Origin of the sequence: Chryseobacterium sp. SIMBA_028 (assembly GCF_046535285.1) — a bacterium.
Classification (GTDB): domain Bacteria; phylum Bacteroidota; class Bacteroidia; order Flavobacteriales; family Weeksellaceae; genus Chryseobacterium.
In genome coordinates, this window is sequence record NZ_JAWRWZ010000014.1 from 1 (window position 1) to 17,400 (window position 17,400).

A 17,400-nucleotide genomic window follows, 5' to 3' on the forward strand; every position below is an offset into this window, starting at 1 on the left:
GAAATCAACTTTTATTATAACTTTAAACTAACAAACACTCCCTAAGAGAAAGTCCATTTTCTTTTGAAGACATACATTTTACTGCTAATTCTTTAATACTGGAGTCTGGTTATATAAAATCAGAGGCTTTACAGAATGATATTTACATGAAAAGCTTGAGTAAAAAAGAATTGTTAGCTCAGTTTTATGCAGACCTAGCCAATGGATATGCTCACAAATATGGAATGGATGAATTTGTAGGGAAAACTCTGGATAAAGCACTTGAATACTCCCCCAATAATATTTATGCTAATCAGCTTAAATCAATGTATCAACAAGCAAAGTTGGCTTATGTGGCAGGTGAATTAGGAATTAAAAACCTTGAAAACCCAGAAGAACTTCAAAACATTAGATTTTATCCCAAAGCACTGGCTTTACTACAGGAAACCAAGGCTCAGTTTAATAATATTGACAACTTAGGATTTGTGATGATGCCCGATGGAGCTTACGAGCAGTGGCTGGGTAATATGAAAGGGGAGGACAACAGACAAAAAAGTGAGGCTTTGGCTGAAAGAATGAGGCAGGCTAATGCTGAAAAACAAAAGCAGAAAGAACAGGAAGCCCAGAAACAAAAGAAAAAAGAATCTCAACAGTCTAAAGAGAAAGCTCAATACTTCCCAATAGACCCAAAACATTTATAATGAAAAGATATTTAAAATATAAAACCGTGTTCCTTTTGACTCTGCTATTTCTATGGTTCGGTACAGGAACAATTAGGGCACAAGGCAACCAATTTTATAACGATGCTTACCAGACTATTGATAATATGTTGAATGACAAACAGCAATACAGTTTCAAAGAAGCTGTTTTTAGTGTGGAAAGTGCTTATTTTCAAGGAAAGTTAGATACAGTGCAACTGAATAATCAAGTCAGGTTTTTAACAAGATTTGCAAAGGCTATTATTGCAAATAGGGAGTTGACCTACAAGCAATCTGATAAAGACAAAGTAAGCAAATATGCAGCAGTATATTCCATCATGTGCCAGTCTTTACCCATTGCTGTTAAAGATACTGTAATCCAGTACAAACCTTTCAACTATGATTTTAAAGATGTTTTTGGGCATAATGATATAACAAACCTTTTTGTATCAAAATTGTTAATGACTAAAGAGGGGAACTGTAATTCTATGCCTTATCTGTATAAGATACTGGCAGAAGAATTGGGAGTAAATGCTAATCTGGCATTAGCACCTAACCATGTTTACATCAAGCATCAAATTAAGTCGGATGGATGGTATAATACAGAGCTTACCAGTGGTGTATTTCCACGGGATTCGTGGTTAATGGCTTCTGGATACATTCATTTAGATGCTATCAAAAATGGGGTATTTATGAAAGCCCTTAATAACAAAGAAAGTCTTGCTTTATGTCTTTTTGATTTGGCACAGGCATATAACAGAAACTTTCCTGACAATGATGGTGAATTTGTATTAAAGACCATAAGTAGAGCCTTAGAAGTCTACCCCAATTTTGCTAAAGCTCTTATTCTAAAAGCTGAAACTCACAAAGAACAGTTTGAAAAACTGATGGATAAACAGAATTTGAGTTCTACTACTCCTGAAAACATAAAAAAAGTTCAACAAGACCCCAAGGCCAAAGAGCTCATGAAGCTGATGACTAAAGAATACACTCACATTTATGAGATGGGTTACAGACAAATGCCTGAGGAAATGTATCTGGATTGGTTAGTTTCCTTAAAAACAGAAAGAGAAAAATACGAGAATAAAAAATTATTAAATAACTTTACGAAATAACCAAATGACTATGAAAAGAATTTTATTGAGTACTTTTATACTGGTTGCAGGATTTACACAGGCACAAGTAAAAGGTAAGCCCCAGGCTAGACCAAAGGCAGAGAAACCTTTTGTAAACCCTGTAAAGCTAACCAAAGAAGAAAGAAACAGACCTTACATGGATGAGGTTTTGAAATCTAGAGACCCTTTAACTCCAGAGGAAGCTGAAAGGAGAAGAAAAAATATTGAAGCAGGAAATCCATTTAAGAAATATGGCTACTATCCCAAAGTTGCTACTTTAAGCAAGGGAAAGTATTTGGAATTTCATGACAAGGATTCTATTGTAAGTATTGGCTCTGTAAGGTTTAACAGAAAAACCAAAGAGATTGTTGAATTCAGTGAAATAGATTTAAGTAACCCAGATGCACAACCGTACTTGGATACGGCAGGTAGATGGTTCTCTCCCGACCCTTTAAGTGAGGAGTATTCAAGTTGGTCTCCTTATAACATGGTATTAAATAACCCTATAAGTAATATTGACCCTGATGGCAGACAAGTTTTTACAGATTACAAGTTATCAGTAGACGGTAATGTTACTAGGAAAGACCCTAATGATGGAAGTGAAAATAGAAGTGATGACAGGTTATTTGCAACAGATAAGAAAGGAAATGTTACAAATACAGCTCCAGTTGTAGTAGATAAAGCGAAGCCAAGTGATGGAAGTATTATAAGCAGTTTGGCAACTGATTATGGATTAGCAGAACCTAAGTATCCTTTAGGAATTAATTTTGGAAGAACAACCAACGCAGCTGATGCAGCTAATGTATTTATGTTTGCAGCCAAGAATTCTAATGTAGAATGGGGATTAGAGGCTTTTCAAGTGGGAAAAGGGATTTCTTACACTGTATTTACGGGACATGATGATGATTCTACACCTCCTAATTTTTTTAATCAATCTCCATCAAAATCACTATTTAATATTCATTCCCACAAGGATGTTAATGAACCTTCACCTATAAATGGTCTGACTAATGGAGATTATGGAGTTTCAAGAGGAGGGGACAATTATTATAATCATACTACTGGAAAAACAGACTATCCATCTCATTATCTATATTATGCCCCAAATAAAGGGAAAAGTAATTTATGGATGTATCATTGGAGAAATAAAGACATCTACAAAAAGGATTTAGGCACAAGTACAATCAATCTGAAAAAATTAGGGAAATAATTATGAAAAATATTGCATATCTTTTTATCGTACTAACATCATTTTTATCCTGCAATCAAAATGAAAACAGTATTTTCTCATCAAATGATGTATATAGGGCTATAATAGAAGGGGTTGATATTGCTAAGACAGATATTTCTAAAAATGACAGCATTTTTTATGTTTTTAATAGACACGATACATTAATAATAATGTCCTCTGAACAAGAGGATATATTACAACCAACTCAAACTATAAAAAAAGAAGGGTACTTTAGATATAACAAGAATAAAATCATTGTCACTAAGCCGTATAAACCAACATTTCAAATTTTAAAAAATGAAAATAATCTAGTACCCATAAAAGAATATGAAGGAAGGTATCCTTATTATGATGGTAAAGATTTTCAGAAAGGAATTATTTATAAAATAAAAGACTTAAACCATTTAGAATTAATAGATAAGGGTAATCTAACAAAGTACTTCTATAGAATTTCTGAGTATGAAATACCTATGCCACCAGCTCCAGCAAAGTAATAATGAAAAGAATTTTATTGAGTACTTTTATACTGATTGCTGTAAAATTATTGTTACCAAACCTTATAATCCTAAATTTAATATAATTAAAAAAGGTAATAAATTAAAACAAAATGACGTTTCTATACATTTAGATCCTTATAACGGGAGTGATTATCAAAAAGGAGCCATGTACAAAATTAAGGATTTGAATCATTTGGAACTTATAGCTAAAGGAGATTTAAGAAAATACTTTTATCCCATAAAAGAATATGAATTAGTTCCTCCACCTCCAGTACTTGGTCCATATAAATACAAACCATATAAAGAAGAATGAAAAAGCTCACTATAATTGCACTATTTTTTATTATTTTCAGTTGCTCCAATAAGAAAGAAGGTGTTATTTTTTCAACAACTTTTGAGAATGCTCTGCATGGTGGAATTACGTTAGATTACAATAGTTCAAATCAATTGTTAATTCTAAAGAGAATTGGTTCAAAAAAAATATCAATACCTCCTCCACCACCACCATCCAAGACAGGGTATTCAAAATATCAAAAAGATAGTATTGATAAAGCTACCCAACAATACTATTTGGATTATCTTCAACCCAAAACGTCTGCATACAAGCTCACTCAAGAAGAAGCTAGTACTTTGAATTTGCTAATTAATTCTATTCCAAAAGAAGATAAAAAAGATGTTTATCCTAAATATCCTACGGTAGACGGTTTTAGTTATGATTTTCAAATTATTTATTCTGATGGAAAAGTTGAAGACGTAGAAGTACAACATATTAATATAGATTCTCACGAAAAAGTTATTCATCAAATGTTAACTTACGCTAAGAAATATGAGGATGATAAAGATAATATTCAAGTTTTAAGAAATTTTGAAAATTGGAATTACCCTAAATATTAAAAGAAAACCCATGATAATTAAATAGTTAAAGTGAGGTTTCCTTTTTTCAAACAGTCGATATATATAAAATATACTCTAATTGCTCAAAGGGTCTTTGGTATACAGCCAAGGGTTAAGTTTAGTTTATGAAATCATTAATCCCAGACAATTATAATGCGGGCAATCTAATTTTTCATTTAGGATTATTGCTTCAAGCTATATTAATTATTTCAATAGTAGCTAATTATAAAATCCAAGATTTTATAATTGTATGATTATCTATCTTATTTCTAATATCCATCATTATTTTAGTACTGACTTTATAATGATAAAAATCTGAAAAAGTTAAAACAACAATATTTATTTTACTTTCAATAATATGTGGTTCTGTATGTTAGATATAGGCCATTTTTAATCTAAAACATCACCTATTTCCCGATACAAAACTTAGAGAAAATATTCCCCAAAACTTCATCATTCGTAACTTCTCCGGAAATCTCACCAAGGTGCTCTAATGCATTTCTCAGTTCATAAGCTAGAAGTTCCGTGGAAATTTGGAAAGAAATAGCTTCCTTTACCTTGTTAACAGCGTCCAGAGACTTATGCAAAGCTTCAAAGTGACGTTGATTGGTGATCACAACGTTATTTTCCTCGGATTTTAAATGCTCAACATAGGATGAAAGTTCATTTTTCAAATCCTGGATGTTTTGGTTTTCAACCGCTGAAATTTTAATGAAGTCAAACTCGTGAGAAATAGCATTTCTAAAGAGGTCTTCTACCGCTTCGTATTTGGCAGGGGTAACTTCATCAATTTTTGTTGCACAGATAATCAACTTCAGATCTTCTCTCAAAAGAGACTGAATCATTTCAATATCCTCTGAAAAGTCTTCCGTTGCAGCATCTGCCAGATAAACAAGAATATTGGCATTTTCTACCTTTTCTTTAGCTTTCTTTACGCCGATAGCTTCAATCTCATCTACCGTTTCGCGAAGTCCTGCGGTATCAATTAATCGGAAAGCATGACCTTTGATATGAAGAATTTCCTCAATCGTATCTCTCGTGGTTCCTGCAATATTGCTTACAATCGCTCTTTCTTCCTTTAGAAGAGAGTTCAGTAGGGTAGACTTACCGGCATTAGGTTTTCCAATGATGGCTACAGCGGTTCCGTTTTTGATCGCATTTCCGTACTGGAAGCTTTCGATAAGGGAATTTAATTTGAGTTCTATTTTATCTAATAATCCATTCAATGCAGTTCTGTCTGCAAATTCTACATCTTCTTCTGCAAAGTCTAATTCCAATTCGATTAAAGATACAAAATTGAGCAGATCGGTTCTTAATAAAGAGATTTCATTGGTGATTCCCCCCTTTAATTGGTTGATTGCTACCTTTCTGGAAGCTTCATTTTCAGAAGCGATAACATCAGCAATGGCCTCTGCCTGGGAAAGGTCTATTCTTCCATTAATAAAGGCACGAAGAGTAAATTCTCCTGCCTTAGCCATTCTGGCGCCGTTTTTAATAAGTGTTTCAAGAATACGTTTTCCAATGTGTGGTGAACCATGAAAAGCAATCTCCACCGAATTTTCTGTAGTGAAACTTTTTGGAGCCAGAAAAATAGAAAGCATGATTTCATCAATGGCTTCCTCCCCATCCATAAAATATCCATAGTGAATGGTGTGGGATTTTTGTTTTTCCAGTTTTTTTCCAGGAAAACTCTTTTGAACTATGGGTAAAGCATTGTCTCCTGATACTCTGATAATACCTAGGGCACCTATTCCATTGGCTGTAGCCAGTGCACAAATGGTCTCGTTATTCATGCTGCAAATTTACGCTTTTTAATGTAATTTTTTAGTGGAAACAATGATGCAGATTATCTATTATTTCCATTTTTAAAATTGTAAAAGTATATATAGTTTAAAACTATCGATGCTATATGGATAATGTCTTACTTGTTATTCTGGATAAATGTGAATAAAATGCCTATAGTTTTGTTTTTTAATAAAATTCATAAAGTTGAATTCGTTTTTTTGATTACAGAAAAATTAAAAATAATGGTATTACTATTGAAATTTTAAATAATATAAAAAGATATCTTGTATATGTGTTAATTTTATGTAAATGAAATAATGTTTTTTAATTTTTAGTATTTTTTTTCAAATTAGATGTTATAAGAAAATATTATTTAATAAATATCAATTTCTGTCTAATATTATATTGATATGGTATGATTAAATGAAGTTTGGTATGCTAATTGTTGATTAGGCTTGCGTCGATATTGAAATGTTATATAATTAGTTCTAAATCGATAATAATCTGTTAATTTAACTTAAATACTTATGAAAAATTTAAATTTTTTCGAATTTAGCAAGAAAGTCATTTTCTTGCTGATGGTGGCTTTTTACAGTGTGGTAAATGCCCAATGCATCCCCTATACCGGGCAGATTATGACAAGCGGAAATACATACTGTATTAATGGAAACTATACAATTGCAAGTGGAGTTAATATTCCTAATGGAGCTACTCTTATTGTTCAGTCCGGGCAGTTTCAGGTCTCTGGTATTCAGGTTATGGGAGTCTTGGAAATTAGTGACGGAGCAAGTGTACGGTCTAATGGTTCCATTACAATTGGGACATTTGGTACTCAGGTAAGTTCAAAGGTAAAGTTAGGGACAAAATCATTTCTTTCACTTACGGGATCCGTTATTCAGGGAGATCCGAGTTTTGGGGGACTTTACCCCGGAACCTCTATGATTGAAATGGGGAGCTGGAGTGTTGTAGAGATATGCGGAACCTTTACTCAGCAGTCGAAAACGTATCCATCTGTTAAATATGTAGGTGTTCCTAATGCTAAGGCTTATTGTATTGCAAAGGCAGAGGTAAGTGGAGGTGGAGATGCGGCAGTAATCAGTGATGATAGTCAGATCGTAACCATTGCTATGTCGTCGGTTATTGGGCTTGGTGCCGGAGGGTCAAGTTTCTGTGGTCCTAATGCGACTTCGGCTACCTGTCCTTCTTTATGGCCAACTGGGTTGTCAAATGATAAAGACGAGTGTGGCAACGCTCCCGCGATTATTAATGAACTAGATTCATTCTGTACAAAACTAGGGGCTACCGGAACGCCTGATGGTTTTACTAAATTCGGAATTACGGTACAGCAGAAAGCAAATACGTGGCCTGAAAATATTCCTAATGGTTTTCTTGCTATGGAGGCGAAAAATAAAGGGTTCGTAATTACCAGAGTTCAGCACGTAAGCCAGACACCACAAATTGGGGATGCTATTGCTGATCCGAAAGAAGGAATGTTGTTATATGATATTCAGGATAAATGTGTGAAGCTTTATAACGGCAGCCAATGGAAATGTGTAGAAAGAAGCTGTAATGATTAACCTAAACCAATAAGATCGTATGAAAAATATAAAAAATATAAGCATAGCAGCTGCTCTTGTTATTTTTAATGTATCAATTGCCCAAGTAGCGATAGGAAAACAAGTAGTAGACGGAGCCAGTACGGTTCTGGATTTTAATAATGCATCCGGAAACACAAAAGGATTAATTCTTCCTGCTACCTCCGGACTTCCTACCGGAACTCTTGTGAATGGAACATTTGTGTTTGATGTGGCAGATAATAAGGTTAAGGTATACGAAAATGACGTTTGGAAGCCTTTGTCTGATGCGGGAAACTCATCGGCGGTAGTTGCTAATGCTTCTGCAGAGGTGGGGAAAGGTGTGATTATTGGAGCTTCATCTACTCCTGCAGATGGGGTTTTGGTATTGGAATCTACAGATAAGGCAATGATCCTTCCCCAGATTGCAACACCTCATGTCAATGTAAAAAATCCATACCCCGGAATGATGTGTTATGATACAACCAGTAAGACACTGGCTATATTTGATGGTGCAGTTTGGAATTACTGGAAATAACCCAATGTAAAATATCCCGGAAATTCCGGTTTATATAAGTTTATAATGAGTATTGAAGCAGTGGTATTTATACCGCTGCTTTTTTATGAATGAAGCTGGGGTATTACACTTTGGTTATACTAAAAAAATAAGAGATCACAACTTAGAAAGTGTAATCTCCTATGATTAAACAAATAATTAGATGCAATATCCTTGGCTTAACCAGTCTGCGGATATTGGTTCATCGTGAAGTCTTGTGTTGATATAGGCCTCTTTTTTTCAGTTTGTGTCTTTTGGGTGCTATTTGTTTAATGTATTAAAAAATTCCCACCTTCTGATTTCATTATTATTTGATTAAAATTCAAGTGGTGTAAAGGGGGTATTCTTAGAAATCATTTCCGGATTTTAAAATAGGAGTTTGATGCTGCTCCATACTATTTCCGATTTTGTATTTCTGATGCCGCAAAACTATTTAATAATGATGGATAGTGCCAAAAAACAACCTACTACATAGCTACATCATGTATGCTGCTTTGGTTTTAATTATTTGATTATTAGTTGTTTGTTTTTATTTGAAAGTGCAGTCAGTAAAGTGGTGAATGTAGGACTTAAACGATGGGATGTTGAAATTGAAATCCAGAAAAAGTTAATATAAAAGCTTATACAATCTGGGCACTTTCCTTAATGCTGTTCATTACAAAAATACTTTTTGTCTGGCCAATTCCTTCTATTTCCGATAGCTTATTGATGAAAAACTCATGGAATTCATCCATGTTGGGAGCCAGAATTTTTAGCATAAAATCAAAATCCCCACTGATGTTGTAAAACTCAACCACCTCTTTCAGCTTCCCTACTTCTTCTATAAACTTTCCAGCAGTTTTTTTATTGTGAACATTCAGGGCAATCATACAGATAACCATCATTCCCTTGTTTACTTTTTTGCGGTCTACTACAGCCGTATATTCCTTAATGATCCCCAGTTTTTCCATACGCTTAATACGCTCGTGGGTAGGAGTGGGGCTCAGGTTGATTCTTGCTGAAATGTCACGAACACTCATCTTGGCATCTTTCTGAAGAATTCGAAGAATAGAGAGATCTTTTTCGTCTGGAATATAATTTTCTGTTGCCATTTGTTCTGTTTTAGATGATTTATTTTGCTATTTCAGGTATTTTGTTCTTTTTAATAAATTGTATTTTAAATATTGTCCCAAATTTAATATAAAATTTTCACATATGTTCTGTTAATTTTAATTTTGCAGGAAATTTGAATACATGAATACAAGGAAGAATATAATATTAATTTTAGCATCAGTAGGAACTTTTGTGGAAGCTTTGGATATTGCCATTATTAATTTAACAATTCCTTCTATTCAGGAGCAGTTTAATATTGATGCAGGTACGGTACAATGGCTACAGACCCTTTATGTACTGTTTTTTGGAGGCTTTTTAATTATTGGTGGAAAGCTTTCCGATCAGATAGGAAGAAAAAAAATGTTTTTATGGGGAGCATTAATCTTTATGCTGACCTCGTTAGGAGCAGGGTTGTCTTCAAGCTTTGAAATGTTGGCCTTATTTAGAGCCTTGCAAGGATTGGGCGCTGCATTGGTAATGCCATCAGCATTGTCTATTGTAACCAATACATTCAGAGAAGAGCAGGAAAGAAACCGTGCGATAGGAGTCTTCAGTTCATTTGCGGCCATTGGGTCAGGAAGTGGTCTTTCTGTAGGAGGAATTATCAGTACTTATTTAAGCTGGCACTGGGTTTTCCTTATTAACGTACCCATCCTTTTAATCACATTGATATTATCCTACTATTACCTGCCAACCGATGAGAAAAATGAGACTGCTCAGAAAACAGATCTTATTTCAGGGATATTAATGGTAGTTGGATTATTGAGCCTCACCTATGGAACTCATGAATTGGTACATATTAAAGAACAGCCTTTTCTGGTGATTGGTTCATTGGTAGCTGCTGTATTGCTTTTAGTAATGGTGTTCTATAGATTAAAATCTGTTGCTGAGCCATTATTTGACCTGAAATTATTTAAGCATGGTTCATTGGTGGTTTCCAATGCCGTATTTTTTATGCTGGGGGCATTTTTCATCGGGTTTTTATTCCTGATTTCATTAATGCTTCAGAAAGATATGGGGTATAGTGCTGCCTCCGCAGGATTAATGCTTGTTCCTTTCAGTATTATATCCGCTTTAACGGCTAAGTTTATTTTACCTCACGTTTCAAAACGACTAAACTCATCCCAAATGGGAGTCTTCGGGTGGTCTTTTATGTTGATGGGGGGATTGTTGCTATTAATCTCAGTGTATACAGGACATCCATTGACTGTTGTTTTACTGGGAGCTGCATGTATATCAGGAGTTGGAATGACATTTTGCTTTACAGCCCTTTCAGTAATGGGAATTCAGGATGTTGAACCTTCCAGCTACGGATTAGCATCAAGTTTGAGCTCTACAAGTTACTTCCTGGGTGCAGGGATTGGGCTGTCTTTCATGACATTAATGAGTCAGGTTTTTCCTTCGGAATTTTCAGTTGGAAGCTTGAATCTCATTATTTTGATAAGTTACGCTCTTTTAGCACTCGGAATGTTATTCTATTTTATATTGAAAAGCTTAAAAGTGAAGCAGACAGAAATTGCCGTTTCATAATAAGCAGCCTTAAAATGATACAAACTATATGATGAGGAATCGATGCTTAGGTATCGGTTCCTTTTTTAGGATTAAATTATAAAATCAGGAAGCTGCAAAGAAATAAGATGTTTATTTGCCACTTAGCTTTTCTCCCTAGTCTTTTTACTATTCCTTTACTATTTTTACATCATGAAAATACAAATCATTAGCGATCTTCATCAGGAGTTTGGGCAGACGGAATTATGTTTTGATCATGCTGATGTAGTTATTTTAGCTGGTGATATTAATTTGGGAACCAAGGGTGTTGAGTGGATTAAAGCTAAAATAGCTAATAAACCCGTAATCTATGTTCTTGGAAATCACGAATACTATAAAGGTTCATATCCTAAAACATTAGACAAAATTAAAGAGGCAGCTCAGAATTCAAATATTTTTGTACTTGAAAATTCCTCTGTAGACCTTGATGGTGTTCGTTTTCATGGTGCTACCTTGTGGACCGATTTTTCCATCTTTGGGAATCCTGTAAAATACGGAATGCTTTGCCAGCCCAAAATGAATGACTATAAAAAAATCAGACGAGATCCCTCTTATTCAAAAATGAGAACACTGGATACTTTTAAGATCCATCAGTTTTCAAAAGTATGGTTAAAAGAAAGTCTTGAAAATTCAAGGGAACTTAAAAATATAGTGGTTACCCATCATGCACCTAGCATTCAATCGGTACCAGAGCATTATAAAAATGACCCACTCACTTCCGCTTATGCTTCCAATCTTGAAGAGATGATTGCTGAGTACCAGCCTCTATACTGGATTCATGGACATGTTCATACACCATGCAGGTATAGTATAGGAAATACAGAAGTTATTTGCAATCCTCACGGTTATATTGATGAAAAATACAATGGCTACGATAAAGAGTTACTCATTGAAGTGTAAATAGATAAAATAACTAAACTGTAAATTAAGATATTCACCTGCAATTTTACTTTTACCCCTTTTTTATTACCTTCGCGTACATAACCCATTTTCAGTGGCGAAAAAATCTCAAAAAGAACCCGGATTTGTTTCACAATTGGCTTTTGATGAAGTATTGGAGCAGGTAGAATTTGATCTTAGGATCAAAGAATTTGTTGTGATGGAAATTGACAGAACCAATTATATCATTAAACCCAATATGCCTTACCGGTCAGATTATTTCTGTATTTTTCTTGTACAGAAAGGGAGTGTAGGCTTTAGGCTTGATGATAAAAGCTATGAGGTTTCCAAAGGTGATTTTGTTTTTTGCCCGATGGCTGAAACCTTTTGGGTGGAAAATATTGCAGATGATTATGATGCTAAATATATCTTCTTTTCAGTGGACTTTATTTCCCAGGCAGGGTTTAATTATAAATCCAATAATGTCCTGAAAAGCCTGTCATCAGATCCTACCCATATTATCAGGAATGAACCCGAACTGTATAGAAAGCTTGATTTTCATCTTGATGAATTGAAGGTTCTAAATAACAAGGAAAAGGATAACTATTACTTTAATGAGATGATCTGGCATCACTTCTCTCTGGTTATTTATGAAATAGACAATTACTTTAAGAAGATTGAAAAGCCGCATATCGTTACCCATCGGGAAGATGAGCTTACTACAAGTTTCTTTAAGCTGGTTCAGGTACACTTCAAGGAAGAACATAATGTACAGTTCTATGCTGACAGGTTGTTTATCAGCCGAAAGTATCTTACCAAAGTCATTAATAAAACAATGCTTAAAAGTCCCCGTGATATTATTCATCAGGTGTTGGCTGTAGAAGCCAGGTTATTGCTTAGGAATCCCAATCTCAACGTCAATGAAGTTGCTGCACAGCTTAAGTTCTCAGATCAGGCATCTTTCAGCAAGTTTTTTAAAAAGCATACCGGAAGATCCCCTCTAGAATACAGAAAAGATGATTTGTATTGAAAATGAGAAGGTTGTGTTTTAGACGTCTTTTTGATAAAATTTCCGCTTAATTTTGATTTAAAATATGAAAATATCTTATTCATTTTGTCTATAAGTGATATTTCTCATGTTTTTAAAAATAAGGAGTCTTTTTGACAAAACAAGGGGTTTTTTGAATAATTCTATTGAATTTTTTTCGTTCGAATTTTGTGCGGAAATTTAAAAGGACTATTGTTATGCAAAGATTTTTTATTCAGAAATCAACCATATTTTTCCTCTCGCTCATCGTCTTGGCGGGATGTGGGAAAAACAACCAAAACCAATCTTATCAACAGCAGGCACCGGAACTTCCTGTAGAAATAGTAAAACAGGGAGACGCTTCTGTTTCCAGAGAATATGCCGCATCTGTTGAAGGGATCTCCAATGTGGAAATAAGACCTCAGGTAACCGGATATCTAAGCAAAATTTTTGTGGATGAAGGTGATTATGTAAGAGCTGGGCAGCCACTGTTTAAAATTGAAGACCAGATATTCGGGGAACAGTTGAAAAGCGCTCAGGCAGCCTTGATTACCGCACAGGCTAATCTTTCGACTTCTAAAATTGATTTAGACAGAAAAAAAGAACTCTTTAGAAATAAAATGGTTTCCGATATTCAGGTAAAAGAGGCTGAGGCAGCATATAATGCAGCAAGAGGAGCCGTAAGCCAGTCATCATCTGCCATTGAATCTGCGAGGATTAATCTTAATTTCTCAACAATTAAAGCTCCGGTAAGCGGATTTATCGGAAGATTTAATTATCGTTTGGGAAGCTTGATGACTCCCGGGAATCAGGAGGCGATTACTTTACTGTCAGATATTCATCAGGTGTATACCTATTTCAGCTTAAGTGAAAACGACTTTAATAATTTTCAGAAGCAATATGTAGGAAGCAGTATTGATGAGGTGATTAAAAATACACCCGCAGTATCCCTATTGCTTTCCGGAGGTGAAAAATATGCTGAAACAGGAAGAATTGATGCCGTGGAAGGGCAGTTCAATAAAACGACGGGTTCCATTACCCTAAGAGCAAAATTCAATAATCCGAACAATCTTTTGAGAAGTGGAAATACAGGGAAAATCCTACTGGATCAGTTCTACAGCAATGTTGTTCTTCTTCCGATTGCTTCTACCAGAACCATTCAGGATAAGGTTTTTGTATTCACCATCAAAGATGGAAAAGCAGCAATGCTACCTGTAGAAGTTAATGGAAAGTCAGGAGATAACTTCATCGTATCCAAGGGGCTTAAGGCTGGTGATCAATACATTGTTTCCGGTTTCGACAGATTACAGCCGGGTACACCTGTAGTGGCACAAAAGAAAAATGCTCAACAGAAAAAATCGTAAGAAGAAATCATGTTAAAGAAAATTATAAAAAGACCCGTACTGGCAACGGTTATTTCCGTGTTGCTGGTTATTCTCGGGATTGTCGGCATGGTCAGCCTGCCGATTACAAAATTTCCGGACATTGCACCACCTACCGTTATGGTAACCGCTGCGTATCCGGGTGCCAATGCGGAAACAATTGCAAGATCTGTGGCTCCGCCATTGGAAAACGCCATTAATGGAGTGGAAAATATGGATTATATTACTTCTACAGCAAGTAATGATGGTACATTAAGCATCACCGTGATCTTTAAGCTGGGAACAGATCCCGATCAGGCAGCCATTAATGTTCAGAACAGGGTGGCACAGGTGACTAATCAGCTTCCAGCTGAAGTTATTCAGGCGGGGATTACCACGGTGAAGAGACAAAACAGTATGATTGCAATGGTTTCTCTGACCAGTAAAGATGGTTCAATGAATGATCTTTTCCTTGAAAACTATGCAAAGATCAATATTGTACCGGAGCTGAAAAGGGTGAAAGGAGTAGGAGATGCCATGGTTTACGGAAACAAAGACTATTCAATGCGTATATGGCTGGATCCCAATAAACTGACTTCCTATAATCTTACGCCATCCGATGTTTCTCGTGCAATTCAGACCCAAAACCTTGAAGCGGCACCCGGAAGATTAGGAGAGAGAAGTAAGGAGGTGATGGAATACGTTCTTCGATACAAAGGAAAATTTACCGAACCTGAACAGTATGAAAATATTACCATTAAAGCACTGAGTGATGGTTCTGTTTTAAAATTAAAGGATGTTGCCAAGGTAGAATTTGGAGCTTACAGTTATACGGTTTCTTCCAATTTCAATAAGAAAGCTTCAGTAACGATGGCGATCTTCCAGATGGCAGGGTCAAACGCTAATGAAGTGCAGGTCGCTCTTCAGGAAAGAATGAAAGAGCTTGAAAAATCATTTCCGGAAGGAATGAGCTATGAAATTCCGTATGCAACGAAAGAAGCATTGGATCAATCCATAGAGCAGGTAATTCATACCTTGATAGAAGCATTTATTCTTGTATTCATTGTAGTGTATATTTTCCTTCAGGATTTCCGTTCAACATTAATTCCGGCGATTGCGGTTCCCGTATCTATTGTAGGAACATTCTTCTTTATGAAAGTTTTCGGATTCTCGATCAATATTTTGACATTGTTTGCATTGGTCCTGGCCATTGGTATTGTGGTAGATGATGCCATTGTAGTGGTAGAAGCAGTTCATGCCAAGATGGAGCACAAGAAACTGAATGCAAGGGCTGCAACCATGTCTGCCATGAGTGAGATTACAGGAGCTATTGTTTCCATTACTTTGATTATGTCTGCAGTATTCGTGCCGGTAGCCTTTATGAGTGGCTCTACGGGATTGTTCTATCAACAGTTTGCGTTAACATTGGCAATTGCCATTGTGATTTCAGCCATCAATGCATTGACACTAAGCCCTGCTTTGTGTGCCTTGTTCTTAAAGCAAAACCACGGTGATACTCATGAAAAGATGAACTTTAAGGATCGTTTCTTTGCCGGATTCAATGCGAGCTTCAATAAGTTGACGTTCCGTTACGGGAAAGCAGTACTGTTCCTTTTAAAGAAAAAATGGATTGCATTGGCTATAATTGTAGCTTTCGGAGGATTGTTTGCATGGATGTCTATGACAACCCCAAAAGGATTTATTCCAGATGAGGATCAGAGCTTTATTATTGTTACAGCAAACCTTGCTCCCGGAGCATCCAAGGATAGAACTTCAAAAGTGGTTTCTGATACAGAAGATCTTTTGATGAAAAATCCCGCAGTGGATAAAGTAATTTCGGTAGACGGACTGAACTTATTCAGTGGTTCTATGTCATCTTCAGCAGCTTCTATTTTCGTTAAACTTAAAAAATCAGGAGCCAGAGGAGCCGTTAACAATATTAATGACATTATCGGACAAACGCAGGGAATGCTTTCTCAGGATAAAAGAGCAAACTTCCTGGTCATCAATACGCCAACAGTGGATGGTTTCGGAAATACCAGCGGTATGGAGCTTGTGCTTCAGGATCGTACCAACGGTGAACTTCAGAACCTTGGGAATATTTCCTACGGAATGATGGGAGCATTGATGCAGAGACCCGAAGTGGCAGTGGCTTTTACCACTTTCGATGTTACCTATCCTCAGTTCGAAGTGCTGGTAGATGAAGTAAAATCTGCACAGCTTGGAGTCAATGTTTCTGATGTTTTGGGAGTAATGCAAGGGTATTACGGAAGTATTCAGGCTTCGGATTTCAACAGATTCGGGAAATACTACAGAGTATTGGTACAGTCTACTCCGGAAACAAGACAGGATAAGGAATCCCTGAACGGAATTTTCGTTAAGAATAATTTAGGTCAGATGGTGCCTGTCAACACCTTGGTAAGCTTAAAGCAGGTAACAGGAGCCGAAGTGGTAGACCGTTTCAACCTTTTCAACTCATCTAACTTAACGGTAATGGCTGCTCCCGGTTATAGTACAGGTCAGGCTATGGCAGCAGTTGAAGAAGTAAGCAAGCAGGTACTTCCTCCGGGATATACTTACGATTATAAAGGAATGAGCCGTGAAGAAGCAGGTTCCAGCTCACAGTCGGTAATGATTTTCGGATTGTGTATCGTATTCGTATTCTTCCTTTTATCAGCTCAGTATGAAAGTTATATTCTTCCATTCGCTGTATTGATTGCTATTCCGGTAGGGTTATCAGGGGTGTTTGTAGGGATTACTTTCGCAGAGCTATCCAATAACATCTACGTTCAGATAGCCTTGGTCATGTTGATCGGACTTTTGGCGAAGAACGGTATTTTGATCGTAGAATTTGCGATTCAGAGACGTAGAGCAGGAAAAAGCCTTATTGCTTCTGCAGTTGAGGGTGCCAAAGCCCGTCTGCGTCCTATCCTTATGACATCTCTGGCGTTTATTACCGGATTATTACCGTTACTATTTGTAGTAGGTCCGTCCGCTATGGGTAATCACTCCATTGGATATGCTGCCATTTCAGGGATGCTTTTTGGAACCCTATTGGGGATTTTTGTTGTTCCGGTTCTTTTCGTAGTATTCCAGGCTTTGCATGAAAAAATAAATGGTAGAGTAGTAACAGATGCGGACTGGGAATATTAATTCAAATGATT

Annotated in this window: 15 protein-coding genes; 13 read left to right on the forward strand and 2 right to left on the reverse strand. The window is 36.0% G+C overall.

The features are described from left to right. Positions 1–146 precede the first annotated feature (146 nt). The 6 genes from SCA31_RS17995 to SCA31_RS18020 are packed head-to-tail and all read left to right on the forward strand — an operon-like array spanning position 147 to position 4,414. On the forward strand, positions 147–680 hold the full coding sequence (locus SCA31_RS17995) for a hypothetical protein (RefSeq protein WP_410698402.1): 534 nt from the start codon (positions 147–149) through the stop codon (positions 678–680). Next, positions 680–1,792: a hypothetical protein gene (locus SCA31_RS18000; protein ID WP_410698403.1), complete on the forward strand. Its 1,113-nt coding sequence runs from the start codon at positions 680–682 to the stop codon at positions 1,790–1,792. Before SCA31_RS17995 ends, SCA31_RS18000 begins: the two co-directional genes overlap by 1 nt. Before the next feature lie 10 nt (positions 1,793–1,802). Further along, positions 1,803–3,002: a JAB-like toxin 1 domain-containing protein gene (locus tag SCA31_RS18005; protein ID WP_410698404.1), complete on the forward strand. Its 1,200-nt coding sequence runs from the start codon at positions 1,803–1,805 to the stop codon at positions 3,000–3,002. A 2-nt stretch (positions 3,003–3,004) separates the two neighbouring features. Beyond that, positions 3,005–3,517, forward strand: coding sequence for a hypothetical protein (locus SCA31_RS18010; protein ID WP_410698405.1), 513 nt, complete (start codon positions 3,005–3,007; stop codon positions 3,515–3,517). Beyond that, positions 3,483–3,833 carry a hypothetical protein gene (locus tag SCA31_RS18015; protein ID WP_410698406.1) on the forward strand — a complete coding sequence of 117 codons (351 nt, stop codon included), beginning with the start codon at positions 3,483–3,485 and terminating at the stop codon, positions 3,831–3,833. Before SCA31_RS18010 ends, SCA31_RS18015 begins: the two co-directional genes overlap by 35 nt. Continuing rightward, positions 3,830–4,414, forward strand: coding sequence for a hypothetical protein (locus SCA31_RS18020; protein WP_410698408.1), 585 nt, complete (start codon positions 3,830–3,832; stop codon positions 4,412–4,414). Before SCA31_RS18015 ends, SCA31_RS18020 begins: the two co-directional genes overlap by 4 nt. 407 nt (positions 4,415–4,821) lie before the next feature. Here SCA31_RS18020 and mnmE read toward each other — a convergent pair whose 3' ends face one another. Further along, entirely contained in the window at positions 4,822–6,207 is a 1,386-nt protein-coding gene (gene mnmE, locus SCA31_RS18025; RefSeq protein WP_410698409.1) for a tRNA uridine-5-carboxymethylaminomethyl(34) synthesis GTPase MnmE, read from the reverse strand. Positions 6,208–6,726: 519 nt separating this feature from the next. Between mnmE and SCA31_RS18030 the strand changes: the two genes are divergently transcribed. Together SCA31_RS18030 and SCA31_RS18035 are read left to right on the forward strand one after the other, a co-directional pair. Continuing rightward, positions 6,727–7,776, forward strand: a complete 1,050-nt coding sequence (locus tag SCA31_RS18030) for a hypothetical protein (RefSeq protein ID WP_410698410.1) — start codon at positions 6,727–6,729, stop codon at positions 7,774–7,776. 19 nt (positions 7,777–7,795) lie between these two features. Beyond that, the gene (locus tag SCA31_RS18035) at positions 7,796–8,311 is read left to right on the forward strand and encodes a hypothetical protein (RefSeq protein ID WP_410698411.1); all 516 of its coding nucleotides are present in this window, start codon (positions 7,796–7,798) and stop codon (positions 8,309–8,311) included. A gap of 638 nt (positions 8,312–8,949) precedes the next feature. On the opposite strand, the gene SCA31_RS18040 is transcribed toward SCA31_RS18035, so the two are convergent. Then, positions 8,950–9,420: an Lrp/AsnC family transcriptional regulator gene (locus SCA31_RS18040; protein WP_106915249.1), complete on the reverse strand. Its 471-nt coding sequence runs from the start codon at positions 9,418–9,420 to the stop codon at positions 8,950–8,952. A 142-nt stretch (positions 9,421–9,562) separates the two neighbouring features. Here SCA31_RS18040 and SCA31_RS18045 point away from each other — a divergent pair, with 142 nt between their 5' ends. The 5 genes from SCA31_RS18045 (at position 9,563) to SCA31_RS18065 (ending at position 17,389) form a co-directional block, all read left to right on the forward strand. After that, positions 9,563–10,951 carry an MFS transporter gene (locus tag SCA31_RS18045; protein WP_410698412.1) on the forward strand — a complete coding sequence of 463 codons (1,389 nt, stop codon included), beginning with the start codon at positions 9,563–9,565 and terminating at the stop codon, positions 10,949–10,951. A 171-nt stretch (positions 10,952–11,122) separates the two neighbouring features. Next, on the forward strand, positions 11,123–11,869 hold the full coding sequence (locus SCA31_RS18050) for a metallophosphoesterase (RefSeq protein ID WP_410698413.1): 747 nt from the start codon (positions 11,123–11,125) through the stop codon (positions 11,867–11,869). Positions 11,870–11,963: 94 nt separating this feature from the next. Next, positions 11,964–12,878 carry a helix-turn-helix domain-containing protein gene (locus SCA31_RS18055; RefSeq protein WP_410698414.1) on the forward strand — a complete coding sequence of 305 codons (915 nt, stop codon included), beginning with the start codon at positions 11,964–11,966 and terminating at the stop codon, positions 12,876–12,878. Positions 12,879–13,093: 215 nt separating this feature from the next. Beyond that, positions 13,094–14,239, forward strand: coding sequence for an efflux RND transporter periplasmic adaptor subunit (locus tag SCA31_RS18060; protein WP_410698416.1), 1,146 nt, complete (start codon positions 13,094–13,096; stop codon positions 14,237–14,239). Between the two features lie 9 nt (positions 14,240–14,248). Further along, a complete protein-coding gene (locus SCA31_RS18065; protein WP_410698417.1) occupies positions 14,249–17,389 on the forward strand; it encodes an efflux RND transporter permease subunit in 3,141 nt (1,046 codons plus the stop codon). Positions 17,390–17,400 lie beyond the last annotated feature (11 nt).